Below are 19,364 nucleotides of genomic sequence, written 5' to 3'. Positions count from 1 at the left end.
GTTGTGGCGGCGGTACCTGTACAACAATCCGAGGTTCGTCCTGCGCATCACGGCCCAGATGTTAGGATGGAAGCGCTATTCGATCGAGTAATCTGCCGGGATACCATGATAGAAACGTGACTGGGTGACCACATGGATCGACGTATCAGCCGCCTCTCGCTTCTACTCTTCGCAGGAGATATCCTGCTTACGCCACTCAGCTTGCTGACTGCTACCTGGCTGCGAGCACTGCTCCCATTTGGAAAGTCTCTGGCGGAAGGAAACGAAGTGCTTCCGCTGCCGGTCTACGTCCTGGCGGTCGTCTGCTGGTCCGGTTCGTTGGTAATGTCCGGAGCGTACAATTTCGATCGCCCGCGGCGATTGCCGTCACGATTTACCCAGCTAGTCACGGCCGTCGGTACTGCCACCATCCTTTTTGCCGGCTTGCTTTACCTGACGTACCGGCAGGTATCCCGCCTCCAATTCATATACTTTTTCATCCTCACGCTGATTTATATGACGGGCTTCCGGGCTTTGGTCCTGCTTTACGCACGAATCGGGCGAAATCGATAGATCCTGGGGCCGACACGAATCTTGTTCATCGGAGCAGGCACGCTTGGGCGTGAGGTGCTGAAAACGATCAAGAGCTACCATGCTTCCAATTACCAGGTCATCGGATATCTGGATGATGCGTCTGAGCTCCAGGGACAGACCGTCCAAGGAGTCCCCATCCTCGGTACGCTGGACGACTTGCTTCGAGTGGTTGAGAGCCTGGAGATCTCCGAAGTCTGGAGTACCCTTCCTCCACGCGCCTACGATAAGCTGCACGCCCTTATCGCGCACCTGGAACGATTCCCGATTCGCATCAAAGTGATCCCGGATTACTTCTCCCTGGCCTTGGTTCAGGCCAACGTCGAAATGTTGGGCAGTTTTCCGCTCATTGGATTACGGGATCCCGTGATTCGCGGCCTGCCGCGCATGATCAAGCGCGCATTCGATGTCATCGTCAGCCTGTTATTGGTGATCATCACTGCGCCCTTAATGCTTGCAGCCGCCATCGCCATACGCCTGAACAGCCCCGGACCACTCCTGTTTCGCCAGATTCTGGTCGGCGAAAACGGCAAACCCTTCGAGATGTTGAAATTCCGCACGATGGTTGCAGATGCTGAAACCATGATGCTGAAGAAGATGCAAGAAGCCGGGGAGGATGAATTCGTCCACAAACGGGCTGACGATCCGCGCGTGACGAAGGCGGGTCGTTTTCTGAGGCGCTTCAGCCTGGATGAATTGCCTCAGCTTTTCAACGTGCTCAAAGGGGACATGTCGCTTGTTGGCCCTCGCCCTGAACTTCCCTGGCTTGTGGATCGCTATCGACCCTGGCAGCGAAAACGATTTGCAGTTCCCCAAGGTATCACAGGTTGGTGGCAGATCAACGGACGCAGCGAAAAGCCGATGCACCTCAACACGGACGAAGATCTTTACTACATTTATAATTATTCATTATGGCTCGATATTATAATTCTGATCAAAACCCCCGTTGCCGTCCTCCAGGGAAAAGGGGCTTTCTAAAATTAACTAGGCAATTACATGCCGCCACGTGAGAGGACACAATCCATGAGTCACTCGAATTCATCGCTGTACACACTCGTATCTTCACCCGATCACATGTTGGAAGGTCATCCGGAAAGTCCGCGTCGCTTTCAATTCTTCGATCAAATCTTTACACCGCCGCTGAGTGAGTCCCTTCGATACATCGAACCCGTGAGCGCAGATCTTGGTGCGGTTACATCCGTGCACCCCGAGAATTATGTACAAGCCCTCGAGCAAGCTGCGCAACAAGGACCTGCATTCGTCGATTACGGTGATACTTATGTCACTCCAGCATCCTACCAAGCGGCGCTCCTGGCCGCAGGCGGCTTACTCGAAATCGTTTCGAGGGTGGCCGGTGGAGAAGCGAAGCGCGGATTCGCGTTGGTCCGTCCACCCGGACATCACGCCACATTCACGAAAGCCATGGGGTTTTGTCTTCTAAACAACATCGCCATCGCCGCTCGTCACGCACAATCGTTGGGTATGGAACGGGTATTGATCGTCGATTTCGACGTCCATCATGGTAATGGGACACAGGACATCTTCGAACGAGATCCGCAAGTATTCTATCTATCGACTCACCAATCCGGAATTTATCCCGGGACTGGATTTGTCGAGGAGACGGGGATCGATGCAGGGGAAAATACAATCGTAAACGTGCCGCTGCCGCCACGGGCAGGCGATGAAGCCTTCGCAAGAATCTTCATGGAGATCCTTGAACCGCTGTGCGAGCACGTTACTCCGGATCTCATCTTGGTCTCGGCCGGTTTTGACGCACACTGGAACGACCCCCTGGCCGGTCTTCAATTGACCACGAGTGGATACCACCGCCTCGCCGAATTACTCAAAAGCTATGCAGACGTTTACAGTATGGGACGAATAGTTTACTGCCTGGAAGGCGGATACGACCCTGAAGCGCTGAGAGACAACGTTCGGGCCGTCCTGCTTGCCACGCAGGATCTCGCTCTCGAGGACGATCGCCTGGGTCCTGCCCCCTTCCCCGAGCCCACAATAAACTCGCTGGTAGAACGAATTCGATCGCAACACAGTTTATAGTGACGAAGAAAGAATTCGCGGCTGTGGGTCAATTTGAGTCATCTTTCCTGTCAGATTCGATGAAAAAACGTTTCGGTGGGCTGTCTTAAATCGAACGATCGAAATATTTTAAGATTTCCATTAATATCCCCCTCGCTCGCTTGCACAAACCTTGCAACTATAGCATACTAATAATGAGGTGCCTGCATGGCAGATATAACGCTACGCGCCTATGTTAAATATATCGATGAACTCATTGAGCAGCAGAAACTCGATGAGGCGATATCCCATTGCCGGCGGATTCTCGAGGCCTATCCAAAGCATCTGGACACCTATCGGCTATTGGGGAAGGCGTATCTGGAAGCCAAACGCTACGGGGATGCCGCCGACATCTTCCAGCGCGTTCTCTCCGCCGCACCGGATGATTTCGTTTCTCACATCGGTATGGCGATCGTCCGCGAGGATGAAGGCAATTTGGACTCCGCAATTTGGCACATGGAACGCGCCTTCGAGACGAACCCCGCCAATCCCGCAATCCAGCAAGAGCTCCGACGACTAATCGGCAATCGAGACGGCGTCGAACCCGCTAAAGTGCGGATGACACGCGGCGCCCTGGCACGTATGTACGCACATGGCGAATTGTATTCTCAGGCCATTGCGGAACTGCGCGCCGCACTCCAGGAAGATCCCGAACGCCCCGACCTCCAGGTGATGCTCGCATCCATGTACTTACGCACCAATCAACATCTGGAAGCGGCGGAAGTGGGCAACGAGATCTTGGAAAAATTACCCTACTGCCTCGAAGCGAACCGTATAATGGCTTCCGTCCTTCGGGCAAACAACAAAACCGAAGAGGCCAGCACCTACCACCGGCGCCTGGCTGCGATCGATCCGTACATGGCCTTCGTCGACGACGCCAGGCTGAGCCCGGAGACGATCGACGCAAGCAGCGTGAAATTGGAGCGCCTGGATTGGAGCCCAGGACAACCCATGCCCTCCACTGAACCAGGTAAACCTTCCTGGGCGGCATCCTTGAGTGTTAAACTCGGGGATACCGATTCGGGTACACTCAAGACGCCCTCAAAACCAGCGTGGCTCGAAGAACTTGGAAAGTCTACACAAAAAGCGACGAGCGATATGAAACAAGAATCCGATTCCCCACCACCTTTTTCAGCAGGCGAACCTTCAGAACCCTCACCATCTGAAGCGGGTGAAGAGGCTTCGGCGGAGAAGGCCAAAGCGTCTGCCTCGCAAATTCCGGAGTGGATGAGTGAAGCTGGATGGACTGAATCCTCGGGCGAGGTTGAGGAAGGTCCTATTTCCTTCAGCGACGATGAGCTCGATTCACTCGAAGCAGGCGTACTACCGGAAAATTCATTATCCTCAGGAAACGAAGGTTCCGGTGATGAAGATGACGAACTCGCCCCGGCCGAAATTCCGGGGTGGATGCAAGATATTGCGCCTGCAAATGCTTCTGGGGAGGGAGCCGAGGGTGGCAGCGGATTGCCCGATTGGCTCGGCGACATCGCCGCGGATATAAACGAAGTGGCGCCTAATCCCGACGATGCCGTAACACCGATTGTCGATCGACCGGTGTCTGGCCTCGAACGAGAACCCGAAGAAGCCTTATCCCGGCAGGATGAAACGGATGAAGATGATGAATCCGGTTCGATTCCGGGCTGGCTGGGTGCGCATGAACCCGGAGCAACATCAACGATCATTACCTGGCTCGGTGATCGAGAAACCGAACAGCTGGAGAGAAAGAAGATTCCCTTCGACGAAGTCGAGATCGAGAAGGAAGAGCCCGCCAGTGCCGCCGAAGAGACAGCAGAAGAATCAGAAGCTGCTATTTCGGAGTGGTTCGACGGTAGCCAGGAACCCAGGCTGGAAGAATCGAGTCCGGCACAGATTTCACCCGAAGCAACAGAATCCTGGCTGGAAGATGCCGCAGACATTGCAGCAGGACCATCTGAAGAAGCCCTTCATGCGCACGAAGCAGCGCCCGAAGCAACACAGGCTGAGGAGGAAGAACTTGGGTTGACTCCGGACGAGCCCCGGTATGAAGAACTGCCGACCGCGGAAGCGCCGGATTGGCTGCAAAACATTGCCGAACCCGACTCGATCGAGCTCTCCTCAGATGATTTTTCGGCGGCCGTCAAGGCAGCAGAAGAAGGAGGCGGCCTCCCGGATGCACATATCGAAGGCGCAGAAGCTCCAGGCTGGCTGAAGAATCTGTCGCAGCCGGAAGGCGATAGTGAGGAATTCCCACGCGCTGCGATTCGTGAAGAAATGCAACGCAGCGTTGAAAGCGGACAACCTTCCCCAGGTGAAGCAACGCCTCCTGAGGACGATACGTTTGGTTGGCTTTCGAATTTGGAGACGAAAGAGGAAGAGGCCCCGGCTGCCCAAACCGAAGAGCAAACCACCGGCGCCGTGGCGGGTTTCGAATCTGCGGCTTCACTCGAGTCAATTCAGAGCGAAGAAGAAGTGGATTGGCTCATGGACATCGGCGAACCGGAATCGGATCGCGTGCAACCTTCTATGGAAGCAGCGTCGATGCAGCAATCTCCGGACTGGCTGCGCGATGTCGAAGAGCCATCCTCGGAATCTGCGGCGAACGAAACCCCTTCATTGGACAACGCGCCGGATTGGCTCGATGGTATTGCCGAACCGGATTCAATGGAATTCAAGATCTCACCGGCCGAAGAAGATGCCATCGATTGGTTGAAAGAAATCGCTACAGATGAAATCGAACGCGAACCCGCTCCTGCAGCAGATCAACCCGTCGAAAATCAAAAACTCGTCGATACCGGCTCATTGAAAGCCTTCGCAGATGAAGTCGCAGCCGCTGACACGACGGACCTGAAGGACGACGAGGTATTCGATTGGCTGGAGGATCTCGCAGCCAAGCAAACGACCACGGAAGAAGCAGCGCAGCCGGCGTCTCAAGACTGGCAATCCGCGGATTTCCCAAGCACGGAATCAACTCCACCGATCATCGAAGAACGGGACATACCGGAAGAACCACAGCAGGGTCTCGATTGGCTTGAAGATCTTGCCGCCCAGCGCGGTCTGGATGTTGACGTTGGGATCGAGCCAAGCCCCGAACCCGCAGCTTCGCCCGAAGAAGCTACCCCCGCTGAGTTCGAGCAGCAGGTCGAAATCCCGATGCAAGCTGCCGCAGAAGAACCTGTGCAGCATGTGGAAGCCCCAACTGAAGCTGCGTCCGTTGAGTCGCCCATACAACAGCCGGAGGCTCCCATGGAGGTGGGTCCGGCCGAGCCTTTGCCGGAAGCGGAAGTTTCGATGGAACGAGCGCCTGCCGAAAGGTCCGAAAAGGCGCCCCCAAGGGACATTTCGGTCGACGATCGACGAGAAATCGAAGAAACGACCGAATGGCTCGATCGTATGGCAACCCAGCCGCTCAAATTACCCGAAGCTGAATCGGAGGATGAAGCTCCCGATTGGTTGCTGGAAGTCGCGGCATCTCAACCCGCACCCGATGCGCCGACCATGGTTTCCCATGCAGCTCCACAAGAAGACATCGTGTCGGAGGAGGTGCCGCCTGCTTTAGAAACGGAAGAGCCAACTCTCATGGAGGAGGAAGCGGCTCAACCCGTGCGGCGGCCCGTGTATCGAGATCCGGATACCGACATCGAAATCGAGATCCCGGATTGGCTGCGAGCGACAGCAGACGAGGTTCCCCCACCCGCTTCACCGGTAAGGGAGGAGGCCACGCAGGCACCTGCCTCCGAACTCGAAATGGAATCGGCAGCCGAAATTGAGGCTGCAGGCGAGCAAGCAGCGTCGCCTGAAGAACCCTGGAGCGAACCTGTCGAGGAACAACCCATGGCAGAGGAAAGTCATCCTTCTGCCCCGATCGAAGAAGAAATTGTGATGCAGGAATCCATCATCGAAGTGGAAGAAGTCCAAATCTCCGTGTCCGAAGAACAACCGCTGCCTGCATCGGACGAATCAGAAACGAATATCGAAGGCCAGGCGGAAGCCGAAGCTGAGCCGGAACCTGAACCTGTTCCCGAGATGGAATTTACACCGGAACCGGAACCGGAACCCGAGCTCGAACCCGAACCGGAACCTGAATTGGAACCCGAATTGGAGATTGAGCCGGAAACCGAGTTCGAACCAGAGTCGGAGATCGAGTTGGAGTTGGAGACAGAACCCGAGCCCGAACCAGAACCTGAGTCGGAGCTCGAGACGGAAATCGAGGTCGAAGCGGAGTCGGAACTCGAGTTAGAGTTGGAGTTGGAGACGGAACCCGAGCCGCAACCCGAATCGAAACCGGAGCCGCAACCCGAGCCCGAACCTCAGCCCGAAGCCAAGCCGGAACCAGCTCGTGCTTCCAAAGCCAAACCGAAGAAATTGGAACCCTCCGAGGTGCTCGATCTCGCACGACAATCATTTGCCTCAGATGATCTCAAACAAGCAATTACACATTACACCGAACTCATCAAGCGCAAGAAAGAACTAACAGCGGTCATCGAGGATATCAACATTGCATTGGATCGTGAGCCAGAAGTACCAGACTTATGGCAGCTGCTTGGAGATGCCTACATGAAGGACGATCAACTGCAGGAAGCGATCAAGGCGTATCAACGGGGTACGGAGGTCGCCTAAAGTTCAATAAGACCCCGCATCAGAAATACACTTCAATACGTTGGATTTTCAGTAACAACAAAAAGCCCATCGAAGAGATGGGCTTTTCAATTTAGCCACTCAGGAAATTCTCTATCGGCATATATTTCGTTGCAGGTGAATTCTTGTCTCCATGGATACGTCTTGCAAATCACTGGATCCGCAGAAGAACCTTACCTTCCTGCCACAATTCCTCGAGTTTGTAGTACGCCCGTAATTCCCGCGAAAATAGATGCAGGATTACGTCGCCATAATCGATAAGGATCCAGCCGCTGCTTGCATTTCCTTCGATACTTTTGGGAATTTTCGAGAGTTTCTCTTTCACCTGCATGTGAACTTCATCTGCAAGCGCCTTGAGTGTACGCTCGCTGCCCGCAGTACAAATCACGAAATAATCGGTGAAGGAGCATACTCCCACCAGATCAAGAAGCAGAATATTGTCCCCCTTTTTCTCATCGAGTATCTCCACAATGGTGTGTGCAAGATCTAAAGCAGTTTCCGTCATCCGTTATATACCTGGTCCGTTCGACGATATAAATGAAGCGGCGGTTGATACGGCTTCTTCGGCAGATTCGACCTCGTAGATATCGGCAAACGCTCCACGATGATTTTCCGCACGCCAGGTATTCAGTCCGATTACTTTCTTTCCCATCTTTAACGCGATCGCTATCTCTGACAAGGTACCATATCCTCCCCCGACTGCGATCACTACTTGTCCCGCAAGGATCACCAAAACGTTGCGCGCGTGGTTGAGCCCGGTCGGCAGCGCGATGGATAAATATGGATTTGCCGCTCGTAATTCCAACCCGGGCAGGAATCCAATGGTCAATCCACCCGCTCGAATCGCACCGCGGCATGCCGCTTCCATCACTCCGCCTCGTCCACCACAAGCAAGGATCATTCCCCGTTCGGCAAGCAAAGCCCCTACTTTTTCGGCATCGGCATCCTGTTCAGGAGAGATGTCTCCGGCTCCGATCACGGATACCACAGGTTTACGCTCGAAACTCAAGCGGCCTCCTCGAGGGCAGCGACAGATAATTGGCTGTACACTGCTCCGGTCGGTTGAAGCTCGCTGCGCATCAAACGGATATCGCGAGCCTGGACGCTGCCTATCCGTCCCACTTTAATCTGGGTGAGGCGTTCGGCCAACGCAGTCCTTGCATCTCGATCGGCATTGCGTTTCAAACGACCGATTGTGAGATGCGGATGGAATCTGCGCCGCTCGCGCGGAAAACCCAGGCTTGCGAGTTCGTCCTCGAGATCCGATATTAAGCTCAGCAGGACGCCGCTGGGCTCGCGGATTCCGATCCATAACGTACGAGGGGAATTCATTTTCGGAAAACAGCCAAAGGAAACGACTTCAAAGTCGAAGGCAGCGTGATGAGCGGCCAGACGTTGCAGAGAATTGGCAATCTCTGGGAGCTCGTTCGAAGGGACGTTCCCCAGGAATTTCAACGTCAGGTGAATGTTATCTTCCCGCACCCAACGGACCACACCTTGCGGTACGGCTTCCTTGATGCTTGATATTTGTTGAGCCAATCGCTGAACGATGTTTTCAGGTAGGCTTATGGCGATAAAACAGCGTACGTCACGCAAGCTGATTTCCTGGTCGTATCCTTACAGAATCGGCGCTGCTCTCCGGCTGGCAGTCATCCGTACGTCGTTACTATATTCTCTGCACTATTTCGGATGCGGGGCATTATACCATGACGGGCAGATGCTATTCGGCATGCGTCCCGGCATCCGCCGATAGATCGACGGAACGAGATTCCTTGCCAACAGACGGAAAGGACAACAAACGCTCCTGCGTTGTTATTTCCAGACAGAATTAGTAAAATTTCAACATGACAGCGACGTTGACTCGGCGCAATTTCGTCAAACTCTCCGCATTGGCTGCAAGCGGGATGGTTTTCAAGCCGCTTCCCCCGATCGAATCCAGCGGACCTATTGGCTTGGGACGCGTGACCGTTTCCTCGATCGGGCTTTACAGCGAACCCGCCTTCCAGGCTGCCCGCCGAGCATACATCAAGCGAGATACGTTGTTGACACTGCTGGAAAGTGTCCGTGCAGACGATGGACCGGTTCACAATCCGGTCTGGTTTCAAATTTCCGACGGATATGTTCATTCTGGCCAAATCCAATGCGTGAGTTGGAAACCGGCGCAGCCCCGCGAAGACGTGCCCGAAAATGGCGCACTCTTCGAAGTCTGTGTGCCGTTTACCCGCACGTACCGGGAACCCGATCCCCAATCCGATCCACTATACCGCCTGTATTACCAATCCACAGCTTGGGTCATCGCGGTCGAAAAGGGCAGCGACGGAAGAACGTGGTATTGCCTGCTCGATGATCTCCTTAAATACCGTTACTACGCGCGTGCCGAGCATCTCCGCTTCGTTGAGGCGGAAGAACTGGAACCGATTTCCACACATCTGGAACCGCATGAAAAACGTCTCGAAGTCTCTCTGGCCTATCAGGAATTGCGCGCTTACGAGAAGGATGAACTCGTTTTCCGTACGAGCATCTCGAGTGGAATCCCCAGCCACGATCCGGGCCCAAATGGGATCCCCACCGCCACACCGCAGGGAAGATTCTACATAACCAAGAAAACACCATTACGGCATATGGGAGACGGGCATCTCACCTCAAGCCTGGAAGCCTACGAGCTTCCCGGGGTTCCATGGGTTTCCTTCTTCCACCACACGGGCGTGGCGTTCCACGGCACGTATTGGCACACGGATTTTGGCCGCCCTAAAAGCCACGGTTGCATTAATATGCGCTCCGAAGAAGCGAAGTGGCTCTTCCGATGGTCGACACCGGTGATCGGGGTCGACGAAATGCTCAAAGCCGGCCACGGCACGACCGTGGACGTGTTCTGAGCCAACGGAATCTCGACCCTGATCCTTGGCGATGAGTCGAAGAAGGTTATTTCTACTTTATACAGAACATGGAATGCCTAGGGGAGATTGCAGCGGGAAGCTGATTTTATCTATCCTTCGTCGTCCCCCCCGACGAGATCGAGTATGTCGGAGAGCTTGCCGGTATCCCCGTAGCCAGATGCGCCCCGACTCATGGCTGCCCTTCCTTCCTCCTCACTGAGTACATCGGCGAGAACGAAGATGGTACTTTCCTGTGAGAGCTGGCGTAAGCCGCGCAGCAGCCAGTAATCACGCTCCTGCGCCAAATGCACGTTCACCAGCACGAGGCCGGGTTCGACTCGTTCGGCGAGTGCCAATGCTTCTTCCGGGCCGGTTGCTACGGTTACGCGGTGACCGTGAGCCTGGATCATCATAACCATGTTCTCACGTGTTGCTTCGTTCGCTTCGACCACGAGGACACGAGTGGCCGGCTTGAAGCCCGAGTGCAGCACTGCGCGTACGGTAGCCAGGAGCGCGCCGGTTCCGACCGGACGAACGAGAAAATTCGCTGCGCCCAGATGTACGCTTCCGTCCGGATCGCTCGTCGTGGTCAAAAAAATCAACGGTATACCTTGGGCAATGCGATCGTGCTTCAAGACCATGGCGATGTCCATCGCCGTCGGATCACGTGCCAATAAATCGAGTAATATCAAATCCGGTTGGCGTTCCCGTGCCAGCGGCAGAACGTCTCCTGCGCTGGAAGCCTCGAATATCTGGTATCCGGCGGTTTCAAGCTCCTTGACGAGCAGATCACGGATTGCTGGCTCCTCCACCAAGACGAGTATCGTATTTCTGGATTCTCCCCCCTCGGGCAGTCGGTCCTCCACGATCCGCCGCAATGGTGACAAATCGGCATCCCTGACCTGCGTCGCCTGCAAAGGCAATGCCAGATGCAAGCGTTTTCCGCGTTCCCCGTCACCCAGGAACCATAAATGGCCTCCGAAAGTCGAAACGATTTTTTCACATTGCGATAAGCGGAAAACGTTCTCAGTGTGAGGCTGGGTGAGTTCTTCTTTCTCGGCAGGAATTTTCACGATCGGCAAGGAGATTTCCGGGCCGACGTTGCTGATGGTTACGATGATCCAGGGGGCACGACTCTGAAGATCGTGCGTTTTTTCATCCGAGAGACCCAACGCATTCAACTGGTCTCCTGCCGAGACAAACTCGGCACGCACACGCACTTCGTCGTGCGTCGAGGTTCGGACGATGTATGCTACGAGGCTGGCGATAACCTTGACCAGGCGGTCTTCATCCCCTTCGATCGCCGGTAAATGGGCAGGATATTCCGACACAACGGAATAATTCGTATCGCCAACCATATCTGCGACGAGACTGATCGCCTGCACCATGGCTGACGGTAAGTGAATCGCATTATTTTCCATAGTACCCCTAAAGCGCCTCCTGCAAATATCGTGCGCCGCACGACTTCCCCCTGCAGGTATCATGCTAACAATATCCCAATTCGAGATCAAGTCACCTTGCGATCCCCTTACAAGTTGGACAACACCTGCCATGAGAAGTACAATCTGGTCCATGCAAGCACAGTTTGCAGCCGCGAAGATCGGAAAATATGCGACCTCCGAGAGCGGAGACACACTTGAAATGGTAGAACGCCCGAGCGGCGGATTGTCTTTTGTCTTGGTCGACGGTCAAAGATCGGGTAAGTCCGCAAAGGCGATATCCAACATTGTGGCCAGAAAAGCGATCAGCCTGCTGGCCGATGGCGTTCGAGACGGCGCTGTAGCTCGAGCCGCCTCGGACTATCTGTATACGCATCGTGCCGGCAAAGTGATGGCGACGCTCAACATCCTCTCCGTCGATTTGCTCAGCCAGACTCTGGTCATCGTTCGTAACAATCACGCGCCCGTGATCTTGATTCGAGACAACGAAATTCAGGAGATCGACGATCCCGTAGAACCAGTCGGAATTCGGAAAGCGATCCGCCCGTCGATCCACGAATACCCGCTTAGCGAGGGCCTGGCAGCGGTCGTATATACCGATGGGCTGATGTACGCCGGTGAGCGCAAAGGACAGCGCATGGACGTCAATCGATGTGTCCGAGATCTCCACAAAGCCGGCCAGCCGAATCCGCAGGAATGGGCCTCGCATCTCTTGAGTCAAGCCCTGCAGCTCGATGAAGGCCGTCCCGGGGACGACATCAGCGTTCTCGTCATGTGCATCCTGCCCGACGACAAGAATGACGTACGCTATCTCTACGCACGCATGCCCTTGAAGTAAGGGGATGATCTGGGCGAGATGAGTGAAAATCACACCCGTCCAACGATCGCCATCGTGGGTCCCTGTGCTTCCGGAAAGACCACGCTGGCAGCTGCCCTAAGAGCCAGAAATCTTGCTGCACGGCAAATCGCGCAAGAACATTCCTTTGTACCAAACATGTGGGAAATCCTCACCAAACCGACTGTGCTCATCTTCCTGGATGCGTCCTACCCGGTATGCACGCAGCGAAAATCTCTGGCCTGGACGGTCAAAGAGTATGAAGCACAAAAATATCGGCTGCGGCACGCATACGCAAATTGTCACATCTACATCGACACGGATGAATTGTCTGCGGACGAAGTACTGCAACGGTCGCTGCAGGCACTGCGGGATATCGGTATCGAGACCGGGTGATGTGCGAAGAGGAATTCGCTTCCCGCTTCGGATCGATTTTCGAAACGGCCACGTGTTAGTTCTGAATGATGATTGACTTCAGATGTAGCACAATCGACCGCGTAAACAGCCTGTTATTCCACTGCAGGAGGCAGTATAATCAAACCGTATTGCCAGCTCTCCGAGACAGGAGCGGCTGGTTTTTCTTGAGCGCAGGAGGAATACATTTCGATGTTCAAGAGCTACTACAGACGCTTCGTTTTCATCCTGATCATTATCGCCGGTGCGATATGGATCGTACTTCCAGGCAACCCGGGAATCCACCTGTCATCCTGGCAAAAAGAATTCAAGGTCATCCAAGGATTGGACCTGCAAGGGGGACTGCGCGTGCTGCTCGAGGCCGATCTTCCCGCAACGACAGAAATCGCAGCGGATCAACTGGACACCGCGGCATCGATTATCGAGAAGCGGGTGAACGCGCTTGGCGTAACAGAACCCATCGTCCAGGTTGCGGGTACGCGCCGTATCCTGGTCGAACTGCCCGGGATTGGGGATCCGGCGGAGGCCGTCGCGACCCTCAAAGAGACGGGATTGTTGGAATTCATAGAAATGAGTATCGACGACGTTTACGCACTCACTCCCGGGCAACGCATCCAGACTGATTTCGGCCTGAACACGAGTGAAACATCAACGGAGAATCTCCCAACCACAACGCCAACTGCTGAAGAAACGCAGGCAACGCCCACAGAAGAACTCCCTGCCCCCACGCCGTCTGACGGAGAGGCACAACCTACACCAAGCGGGGATGAAACCACCAGCCAACCGGCAGAGAAGATTTTTCACACCGTTCTCACCGGTGCAGCGTTGGAAAACGCTGGCGTGACAAGGGATTCGGTCGGCAACATTTCCGTAGGGTTGACATTTACTACGGATGGCGCACAAATCTTTGCCGATTACACCGCATCGCACATCGGTGGAATCCTGGGAATCGTCCTGGACAAGCAGCTCATCTCCTATCCCCGGATCACACAAGCCATTCCGGGAGGCAACGCCTCCATCACTGGCAATTACACCTTGGAAGAGGCGAACAACCTGGCCGTTCAGCTTCGCTACGGCTCCCTGCCCATCCCGCTGAAGGTCGTCGAGAATAAAACTGTAGGGCCAACCCTCGGTCAGGACTCGCTTCAGAAAAGCACGGTTGCGGGCCTCATTGGGCTCAGCGTCGTGATGGCATTCATGATCTTGTACTACCGTCTTCCCGGTTTTTTAGCCGATCTGGCGCTGCTGTGCTATGCGACGATCACATTCGCGCTCTTCAAAGCCATTCCCGTCACGCTCACGCTGCCCGGTATCGCAGGATTTGTGCTCTCGATCGGCGTGGCGGTGGACGCCAATGTGCTCATATTCGAACGCTTGAAGGAAGAGCTGCGCAGCGGGCGCAATTTGCACAAGGCCATCGACCTCGGTTTTTCGCGCGCCTGGCCTTCGATACGAGACTCGAATATTTCGACGCTGATCACCTGTCTGATCCTGTATTGGTTCGGCAATACCTTCGGTGCCAGCATCGTGAAAGGTTTTTCCATCACGCTGGCTCTGGGTGTACTGGTCAGTTTGTTCACTGCGATCACCGTCACGCGAACCTTCCTACACATCGTGCTGGATAACATACGCTTCGCGGAACACCCGCGTTGGTTCGGAGTTTAGGAGTTACACAATGTTGAACATCGTCGGCAAACGTTATTGGTTTTTCGCCCTCTCCTTGATCGTGATCGTCCCCGGCGTCATCGCACTGATCATCTGGGGATTGCCTCTCGCAATCGACTTTACGGGAGGCAGCATTTTGGAAGTGCGCTTCGAATCCGGTTCCCCTCCTGCTCCAGCAGAAGTCGTCGGTTTGTATGATGAACTCGGCATCCTCGATCCGCTCGCCCAAAGCGCAGGCACGACGGACATCGTCGTGCGCAGCAAGCTGATCGACGAAACGGCCAAGGCCGCGATCATGGATGAAATGGAGACACGGTTCGGAGGACCGATCACGTTACTTCGCTTCGATTCGGTCGGGCCATCGATTGGGATTGAGGTCGCACAGCAGGCCGCGGGTGCAATCGCTTTAGCGGCGATCTTCATTCTGCTCTACATTACTTACGCCTTCCGCGGTGTGCCCAACGCAAGACGCTTCGGAATCGCCGCCATCATCGCCATGCTCCATGATGTCGCTGTGGTCATCGGCATGGAAGCGATCCTCGGCCACTTTCTCGGATGGGAAGTCGATGCACTTTTCTTAACCGCCCTGCTTACGGTGATCGGTTTTTCGGTTCACGATTCGATCGTGGTCTTCGACCGCATCCGTGAAAATCAGCGCATCCACCGCAGTCTCGACTTCGAAGTGCTGGTCAATCACTCCATCGTCCAAACGCTCGATCGCTCGATCAACACACAACTTACGGTAATGTTGACGTTGCTGGCGCTTCTGCTTTTCGGCGGCGTGACGACACGGCACTTCGTTACCATATTGTTGATCGGTGTATTTAGCGGGACGTACTCCTCGATCTTCAACGCGTCTCCGATTCTCGTGGTCTGGGAAAATCGGGAATGGCATCGGTGGTTCCGACGCAAAAGTCCGGCCGCAGCCTAGGTTAAAGCGTAACTTCCCGGAAGCACACAGCGCCCGGGAAGTCTTTTTTATACAAAGAATGGACTAAGTTTCTTTGGAGGGCGGCAAGGGCGGCCAGGGAGTGTCCTCCCGACCGGCAGTAGATGGCTCCTTTCCGTTCTCTACTGGCTCTGCGTCCACCAGAACGCCGTTCTCCGAATCCAATTGCCCGCTCACTCCGACAGAGGCGCCGCCTTCAAGCATGGCAATCAGTTTCTCGAACGCTTTCTCTCTCTCGATCGGATCCGGCTTTCCTTCATAAGCCGACTCGACTTCTTCTTCGGAAAATATCTTCGTTGCGTATGGATCGGCTTCCGAGTCGGATTCGGGGTCGTCTAGATCCCTGGATTCGCCATTCGGCGGGGAATCCGACGCTCGGATTTCCATCACCCCGGTTGGCTCTTTCGGGACGGCGTAGATCAACTTTCCGCTTTTTGTACGGCCATTGCCGCCATGCTGCTGTTCGGCAACCGGTGATGCGCTCGCATGGACATCCTGCGTATGCACCTGAGCTGGTTCTTCGCCCCCCTCCGCTGCAACTGTCTCCTGCGCCTCCACCTTCGGTTCCTGGGGATCTGCAGGTAACTGTGCGAGATTCTCGATTTCCGAAACTTGAAGTCGCAAAAATTCCAGAGAACTGGAAAGATCGCTGCGCTGCTGGTTCTTCTCGAGCCAATCGATACTTCGGCGGATTTTTCCCAGAGGTTCAGCCAAACCTGGATCGAAATGGACTTCCTGTGAACCGATCTCTCGAATAATCACCACGCGGCGTTTCGATTTATCAACGGCCGGCAGCTCTGCGGAACGCAGGTTCAGAATGTGATCGCCGAGCGTTACCTGTGTCTCCCACGAACCGCCTGCTGCGTGCGCCTTCACGATAAAATCGCGTATGGGTTGATTTTCGGAATTCAACTCGATCGTCAACCAATTTTCTGCCACCGGGCTGCGGAGTCTGATACGGCCATCATCCCCGACGACAATGACCCCATCCGGCAAAGCACCAAGCAAATCCATCAGTTCCTTGTGACGTTGGCGGAGCTGCTGCACTCGTTCCGTAACTTCCGCTTCGAGCAGATCACCGCGCTTGCGCTGCGACGCCACCATACGTTGATTGGCCAGGATGAGCTTGCGAAATTCGAGCGCTCTGGCAATCATGTTGTTGAACACGCTGATGTGATCGAACGGCTTGGTCATGTAACCGAAGGCGCCTTTATTTAGTGCCTCCACGGCGTTGTCCAAGGTCGCTGAAGCCGTGACGACGATGACCTGACAGTACGGATCCCGTTCCTTCGCCCGTCGCAGCAGCGCCAAACCCGTCACACCAGGCATATAAATATCGGTAACGATCAAGTCGTAGTTGTTCTTCTCGATGAGATCCAGCGCCATCTGTCCATCGTTGGCACGATCCGGATTAAGGCCTGCTTTCTGCAGGCGGCGCACCATGATGTCCTGAAGTTGTGGATCGTCATCGGCGACCAAAGCTTTGATTTCAATCATCTTTCCATTCCTGCCCCTTGAGTTTCACGCCGTCATACGCTCGGGGTTCATTGGATAACCAACGCACGCGCCTCATCGTCGCCCACCACGATATCGGTGGTCACGATTCCATCAGTATCAAACGTAGTATCGAGCGAACCGTCCGTGTTGTAACGCACGACGGCGACGTAGGTATTTCCGTTCGTTCCAAATCCTGCGACGACGATCGCACCGTCGGATTGGACTTCGACGTCGTAGGCCCAATCGTCTCCACCGCTGAAAATGTCCGTCGTCAGCATCCCATCACCGTCGAAAGTCGTATCCAGGCTGCCATCCTCGTTGTACCGCAGCACGGCAAAGTCGACATCCGTATCCGCATATCCGGCGACGACGATTTTGCCGTCGGACTGCAGCGTAATGCCGTATGCACCTTCGTTGTCTCCCACAGAGACGTTGGTCGTTACGATGCCATCCCCGTCGAACGTCGTATCCAGACTGCCATCCGAGTTGAAACGCACCAGCGCCAGACGCTCGTGACCCGATGAATTATTGATGACGAATCCCGCCAATATGATCTTGCCGTCTGGCTGAAGCACCATCGCACGTGCTTCCTCGTCCTCACCGGCGCCCACGTTTGCGCTGGCGATACCATTGCCGTCGAACGTGGTGTCCAGGCTGCCGTCGGTGTTGTAGCGCAACACCATGAAATTCGCGTCTCCGCCGACATATCCCCAACCCCCGACGACGATCTTCCCATCCGTTTGAAGCGCGCCGGCGAGTCCCCGGTTCTCCGCGGAATTTACGTTCGTCGTCACCACCCCGTTTGCATCGAAAGTCGTATCCAGGCTGCCGTCGCTGTTGTAGCGCACGACGGCAAAATCGTTGTCCGTGCCGTTGTAGGTGGATCCGATCACCACGATCTTTCCATCGGGCTGAATGGCGACTGCGTTGGCATGATCGTAATTCCCGGCGATGTCCAGGGAGACGATCCCGTTTGCGTCGAAGGATGTGTCCAGGCTGCCGTCGTCGTTGTAGCGCACGACGCTGATGTCATGATTTCCCGCACCGACAACGTTCCATCCGACGACGACGATTTTATCGTCGGACTGGATGGCGATGTCGCGGGTAACATCGTCGCCTGCGCCGATTGCGACCGTGGCGATGCCATCGCCATCGAAAGTGCCATCCAAAGCGCCATCCTCTGTGTAACGCAGTGTGGCGAAGTCGGCGTTGCCGGATGCATCAGCGGCACCGGCAACCAGGATCTGCAAAGCAGATACCGGGCAGTAGGCCGTCGATGGCTCTTCCCCGCCGTAGGATATAAACGTATCGCTCATCGAGTCGAATTGCGCCGCGATCCAGTCAGCGGAACGATAAACGTTGGAGAGACGCAGTTCATCGATGTATCCTTCTATGTGGAATAACCCGGGTTCTCCCGTCCCAACGAATTGGTCTGCACCCGCAGCCACACTCGGTTCGATGTAGGCAACCGAACCATCTGGACTGCCGTCGAAATAGAAATTCACGGTGCCGCTGCCATCGTAAACTGCGGCCAGGTACGTCCATGTGCCCGTCGGTGCTTGTGAATTTGCCAACATGTCGTGCCAGGTTCCGTTGTTGGTAGAAATATCAAGATGCGAATCATTCGCAGCCGCCCACTGCCCGACCATCACCCTTAAGGAACCGTTATCCACTCCCGGAAAGCGGCTGTACACACCATAGTGCCCGTTCAATAGAGGCAAGCTGCTGATATTCACCCAGGCCGTAAAGGTAAACGTATCCGTTCCATCGACGATGTCTGTCGTTCCCAGATAGATATAATCATCTACCCCATCAAACTCCTGCCCGGCAGCGATCTGGCCGTTCTTCCCCGTGGCGGAAATCTGATCGTCGCCGTCGAAGCCGTTGGACGTGGAATCCTGATATAAGCCTGCGTTTCCGGTGCCCACCTGATCCTCATTGAGATGCCAGATGCCGCGGTAGTTCACCCAGGTGTTGCCGGCGTCCTGGCCGTCTCCGACAGTGCTGTTCCCGTAGTACATCCAGATGTAGTCCGTGTTCGAGGCTCCGTCGATGCGCGGGACGTCGACCCACACGTAGGAATCTCCGCTTTCGTTCCAATCTTCGATTTCGTACGCCAGCACGGTGACTCCGTCGCTGTCTACGAAACGGATGTCCTGACCCATATCCTGCGTCTGGCCGTAATCGATACGCCCGCTGTTTAACGTAACAAGGATGGGGAAGTCGTTCAGATTCTCGGACTGCGCCAGGTTGTCGAAGGTGAGCTGGATGCGATAGTCCCAATCACAATCCCACCAGGGTGGTGTCGTAGCTGTCGCTGTGGGAGTCGGTGTATTGGTCGACGTGGGAGTCGGCGTATCGGTCGGCGTGGGCGTTGGGGTTTCCGTCGCTGTGGGTGTTGGCGTATCGGTTGATGTCGGGGTCGGCGTCGG

General features: G+C 55.1%; 13 protein-coding genes and 1 pseudogene. 8 read left to right on the top strand and 6 right to left on the bottom strand.

The window, feature by feature from the left end:
- Positions 1-324 precede the first annotated feature (324 nt).
- The 3 genes and pseudogenes from P8Z34_11970 to P8Z34_11960 all read left to right on the top strand — a co-directional run bounded on the left by P8Z34_11970 (position 325) and on the right by P8Z34_11960 (position 7,239).
- Positions 325-1,548 (top strand): annotated as a pseudogene (locus P8Z34_11970) (sugar transferase).
- Between the two features lie 45 nt (positions 1,549-1,593).
- The gene (locus P8Z34_11965; GenBank protein ID MEJ2551389.1) at positions 1,594-2,625 is read left to right on the top strand and encodes a histone deacetylase; all 1,032 of its coding nucleotides are present in this window, start codon (positions 1,594-1,596) and stop codon (positions 2,623-2,625) included.
- Between the two features lie 186 nt (positions 2,626-2,811).
- Positions 2,812-7,239 (top strand): tetratricopeptide repeat protein, encoded by a 4,428-nt coding sequence (locus P8Z34_11960; protein MEJ2551388.1) that lies wholly within the window; start codon positions 2,812-2,814, stop codon positions 7,237-7,239.
- A gap of 169 nt (positions 7,240-7,408) precedes the next feature.
- Here P8Z34_11960 and rsfS read toward each other — a convergent pair whose 3' ends face one another.
- The 3 genes from rsfS to thpR are packed head-to-tail and all read right to left on the bottom strand — an operon-like array spanning position 7,409 to position 8,853.
- Entirely contained in the window at positions 7,409-7,762 is a 354-nt protein-coding gene (gene rsfS, locus P8Z34_11955) for a ribosome silencing factor (protein ID MEJ2551387.1), read from the bottom strand.
- A 3-nt stretch (positions 7,763-7,765) separates the two neighbouring features.
- Positions 7,766-8,266, bottom strand: coding sequence for a TIGR00725 family protein (locus tag P8Z34_11950; protein MEJ2551386.1), 501 nt, complete (start codon positions 8,264-8,266; stop codon positions 7,766-7,768).
- Positions 8,263-8,853 carry an RNA 2',3'-cyclic phosphodiesterase gene (gene thpR / locus P8Z34_11945; protein MEJ2551385.1) on the bottom strand — a complete coding sequence of 197 codons (591 nt, stop codon included), beginning with the start codon at positions 8,851-8,853 and terminating at the stop codon, positions 8,263-8,265. Before thpR ends, P8Z34_11950 begins: the two co-directional genes overlap by 4 nt.
- 248 nt (positions 8,854-9,101) lie before the next feature.
- On the opposite strand from thpR, the gene P8Z34_11940 reads away from it, so the two are divergent.
- Entirely contained in the window at positions 9,102-10,133 is a 1,032-nt protein-coding gene (locus P8Z34_11940) for a L,D-transpeptidase (protein MEJ2551384.1), read from the top strand.
- A gap of 110 nt (positions 10,134-10,243) precedes the next feature.
- On the opposite strand, the gene P8Z34_11935 is transcribed toward P8Z34_11940, so the two are convergent.
- Positions 10,244-11,554 carry a response regulator gene (locus P8Z34_11935; protein MEJ2551383.1) on the bottom strand — a complete coding sequence of 437 codons (1,311 nt, stop codon included), beginning with the start codon at positions 11,552-11,554 and terminating at the stop codon, positions 10,244-10,246.
- Positions 11,555-11,705: 151 nt separating this feature from the next.
- Between P8Z34_11935 and P8Z34_11930 the strand changes: the two genes are divergently transcribed.
- The 4 genes from P8Z34_11930 to secF all read left to right on the top strand — a co-directional run bounded on the left by P8Z34_11930 (position 11,706) and on the right by secF (position 15,417).
- The gene (locus P8Z34_11930; GenBank protein MEJ2551382.1) at positions 11,706-12,410 is read left to right on the top strand and encodes a SpoIIE family protein phosphatase; all 705 of its coding nucleotides are present in this window, start codon (positions 11,706-11,708) and stop codon (positions 12,408-12,410) included.
- Positions 12,411-12,428: 18 nt separating this feature from the next.
- The gene (locus tag P8Z34_11925) at positions 12,429-12,803 is read left to right on the top strand and encodes a hypothetical protein (GenBank protein ID MEJ2551381.1); all 375 of its coding nucleotides are present in this window, start codon (positions 12,429-12,431) and stop codon (positions 12,801-12,803) included.
- 210 nt (positions 12,804-13,013) lie between these two features.
- The gene (gene secD, locus P8Z34_11920; protein ID MEJ2551380.1) at positions 13,014-14,486 is read left to right on the top strand and encodes a protein translocase subunit SecD; all 1,473 of its coding nucleotides are present in this window, start codon (positions 13,014-13,016) and stop codon (positions 14,484-14,486) included.
- A 10-nt stretch (positions 14,487-14,496) separates the two neighbouring features.
- A complete protein-coding gene (secF, locus tag P8Z34_11915; GenBank protein MEJ2551379.1) occupies positions 14,497-15,417 on the top strand; it encodes a protein translocase subunit SecF in 921 nt (306 codons plus the stop codon).
- Between the two features lie 63 nt (positions 15,418-15,480).
- Here secF and P8Z34_11910 read toward each other — a convergent pair whose 3' ends face one another.
- A complete protein-coding gene (locus P8Z34_11910; GenBank protein ID MEJ2551378.1) occupies positions 15,481-16,932 on the bottom strand; it encodes a response regulator in 1,452 nt (483 codons plus the stop codon).
- 47 nt (positions 16,933-16,979) lie between these two features.
- Positions 16,980-19,364 (bottom strand): DUF2341 domain-containing protein (locus P8Z34_11905; protein ID MEJ2551377.1); only part of this gene is annotated, 2,385 nt, incomplete at its 5' end.

The organism is Anaerolineales bacterium (assembly GCA_037382465.1).
In the GTDB taxonomy this organism is placed as follows: domain Bacteria; phylum Chloroflexota; class Anaerolineae; order Anaerolineales; family E44-bin32; genus WVZH01.
This window is presented reverse-complemented; position numbering and strand designations above follow the sequence as displayed.

Excerpts from the sequence above, each read along its gene's own strand:
- P8Z34_11925 (MEJ2551381.1), top strand. The coding sequence starts at position 12,429 with ATGAGTGAAAATCACACCCGTCCAACGATCGCCATCGTGGGTCCCTGT.
- P8Z34_11965 (MEJ2551389.1), top strand. The coding sequence starts at position 1,594 with ATGAGTCACTCGAATTCATCGCTGTACACACTCGTATCTTCACCCGAT.
- secD (MEJ2551380.1), top strand. The coding sequence starts at position 13,014 with ATGTTCAAGAGCTACTACAGACGCTTCGTTTTCATCCTGATCATTATC.
- secF (MEJ2551379.1), top strand. The coding sequence starts at position 14,497 with ATGTTGAACATCGTCGGCAAACGTTATTGGTTTTTCGCCCTCTCCTTG.
- P8Z34_11960 (MEJ2551388.1), top strand. The coding sequence starts at position 2,812 with ATGGCAGATATAACGCTACGCGCCTATGTTAAATATATCGATGAACTC.
- P8Z34_11935 (MEJ2551383.1), bottom strand. The coding sequence starts at position 11,554 with ATGGAAAATAATGCGATTCACTTACCGTCAGCCATGGTGCAGGCGATC.
- P8Z34_11910 (MEJ2551378.1), bottom strand. The coding sequence starts at position 16,932 with ATGATTGAAATCAAAGCTTTGGTCGCCGATGACGATCCACAACTTCAG.
- P8Z34_11940 (MEJ2551384.1), top strand. The coding sequence starts at position 9,102 with ATGACAGCGACGTTGACTCGGCGCAATTTCGTCAAACTCTCCGCATTG.
- P8Z34_11930 (MEJ2551382.1), top strand. The coding sequence starts at position 11,706 with ATGCAAGCACAGTTTGCAGCCGCGAAGATCGGAAAATATGCGACCTCC.
- rsfS (MEJ2551387.1), bottom strand. The coding sequence starts at position 7,762 with ATGACGGAAACTGCTTTAGATCTTGCACACACCATTGTGGAGATACTC.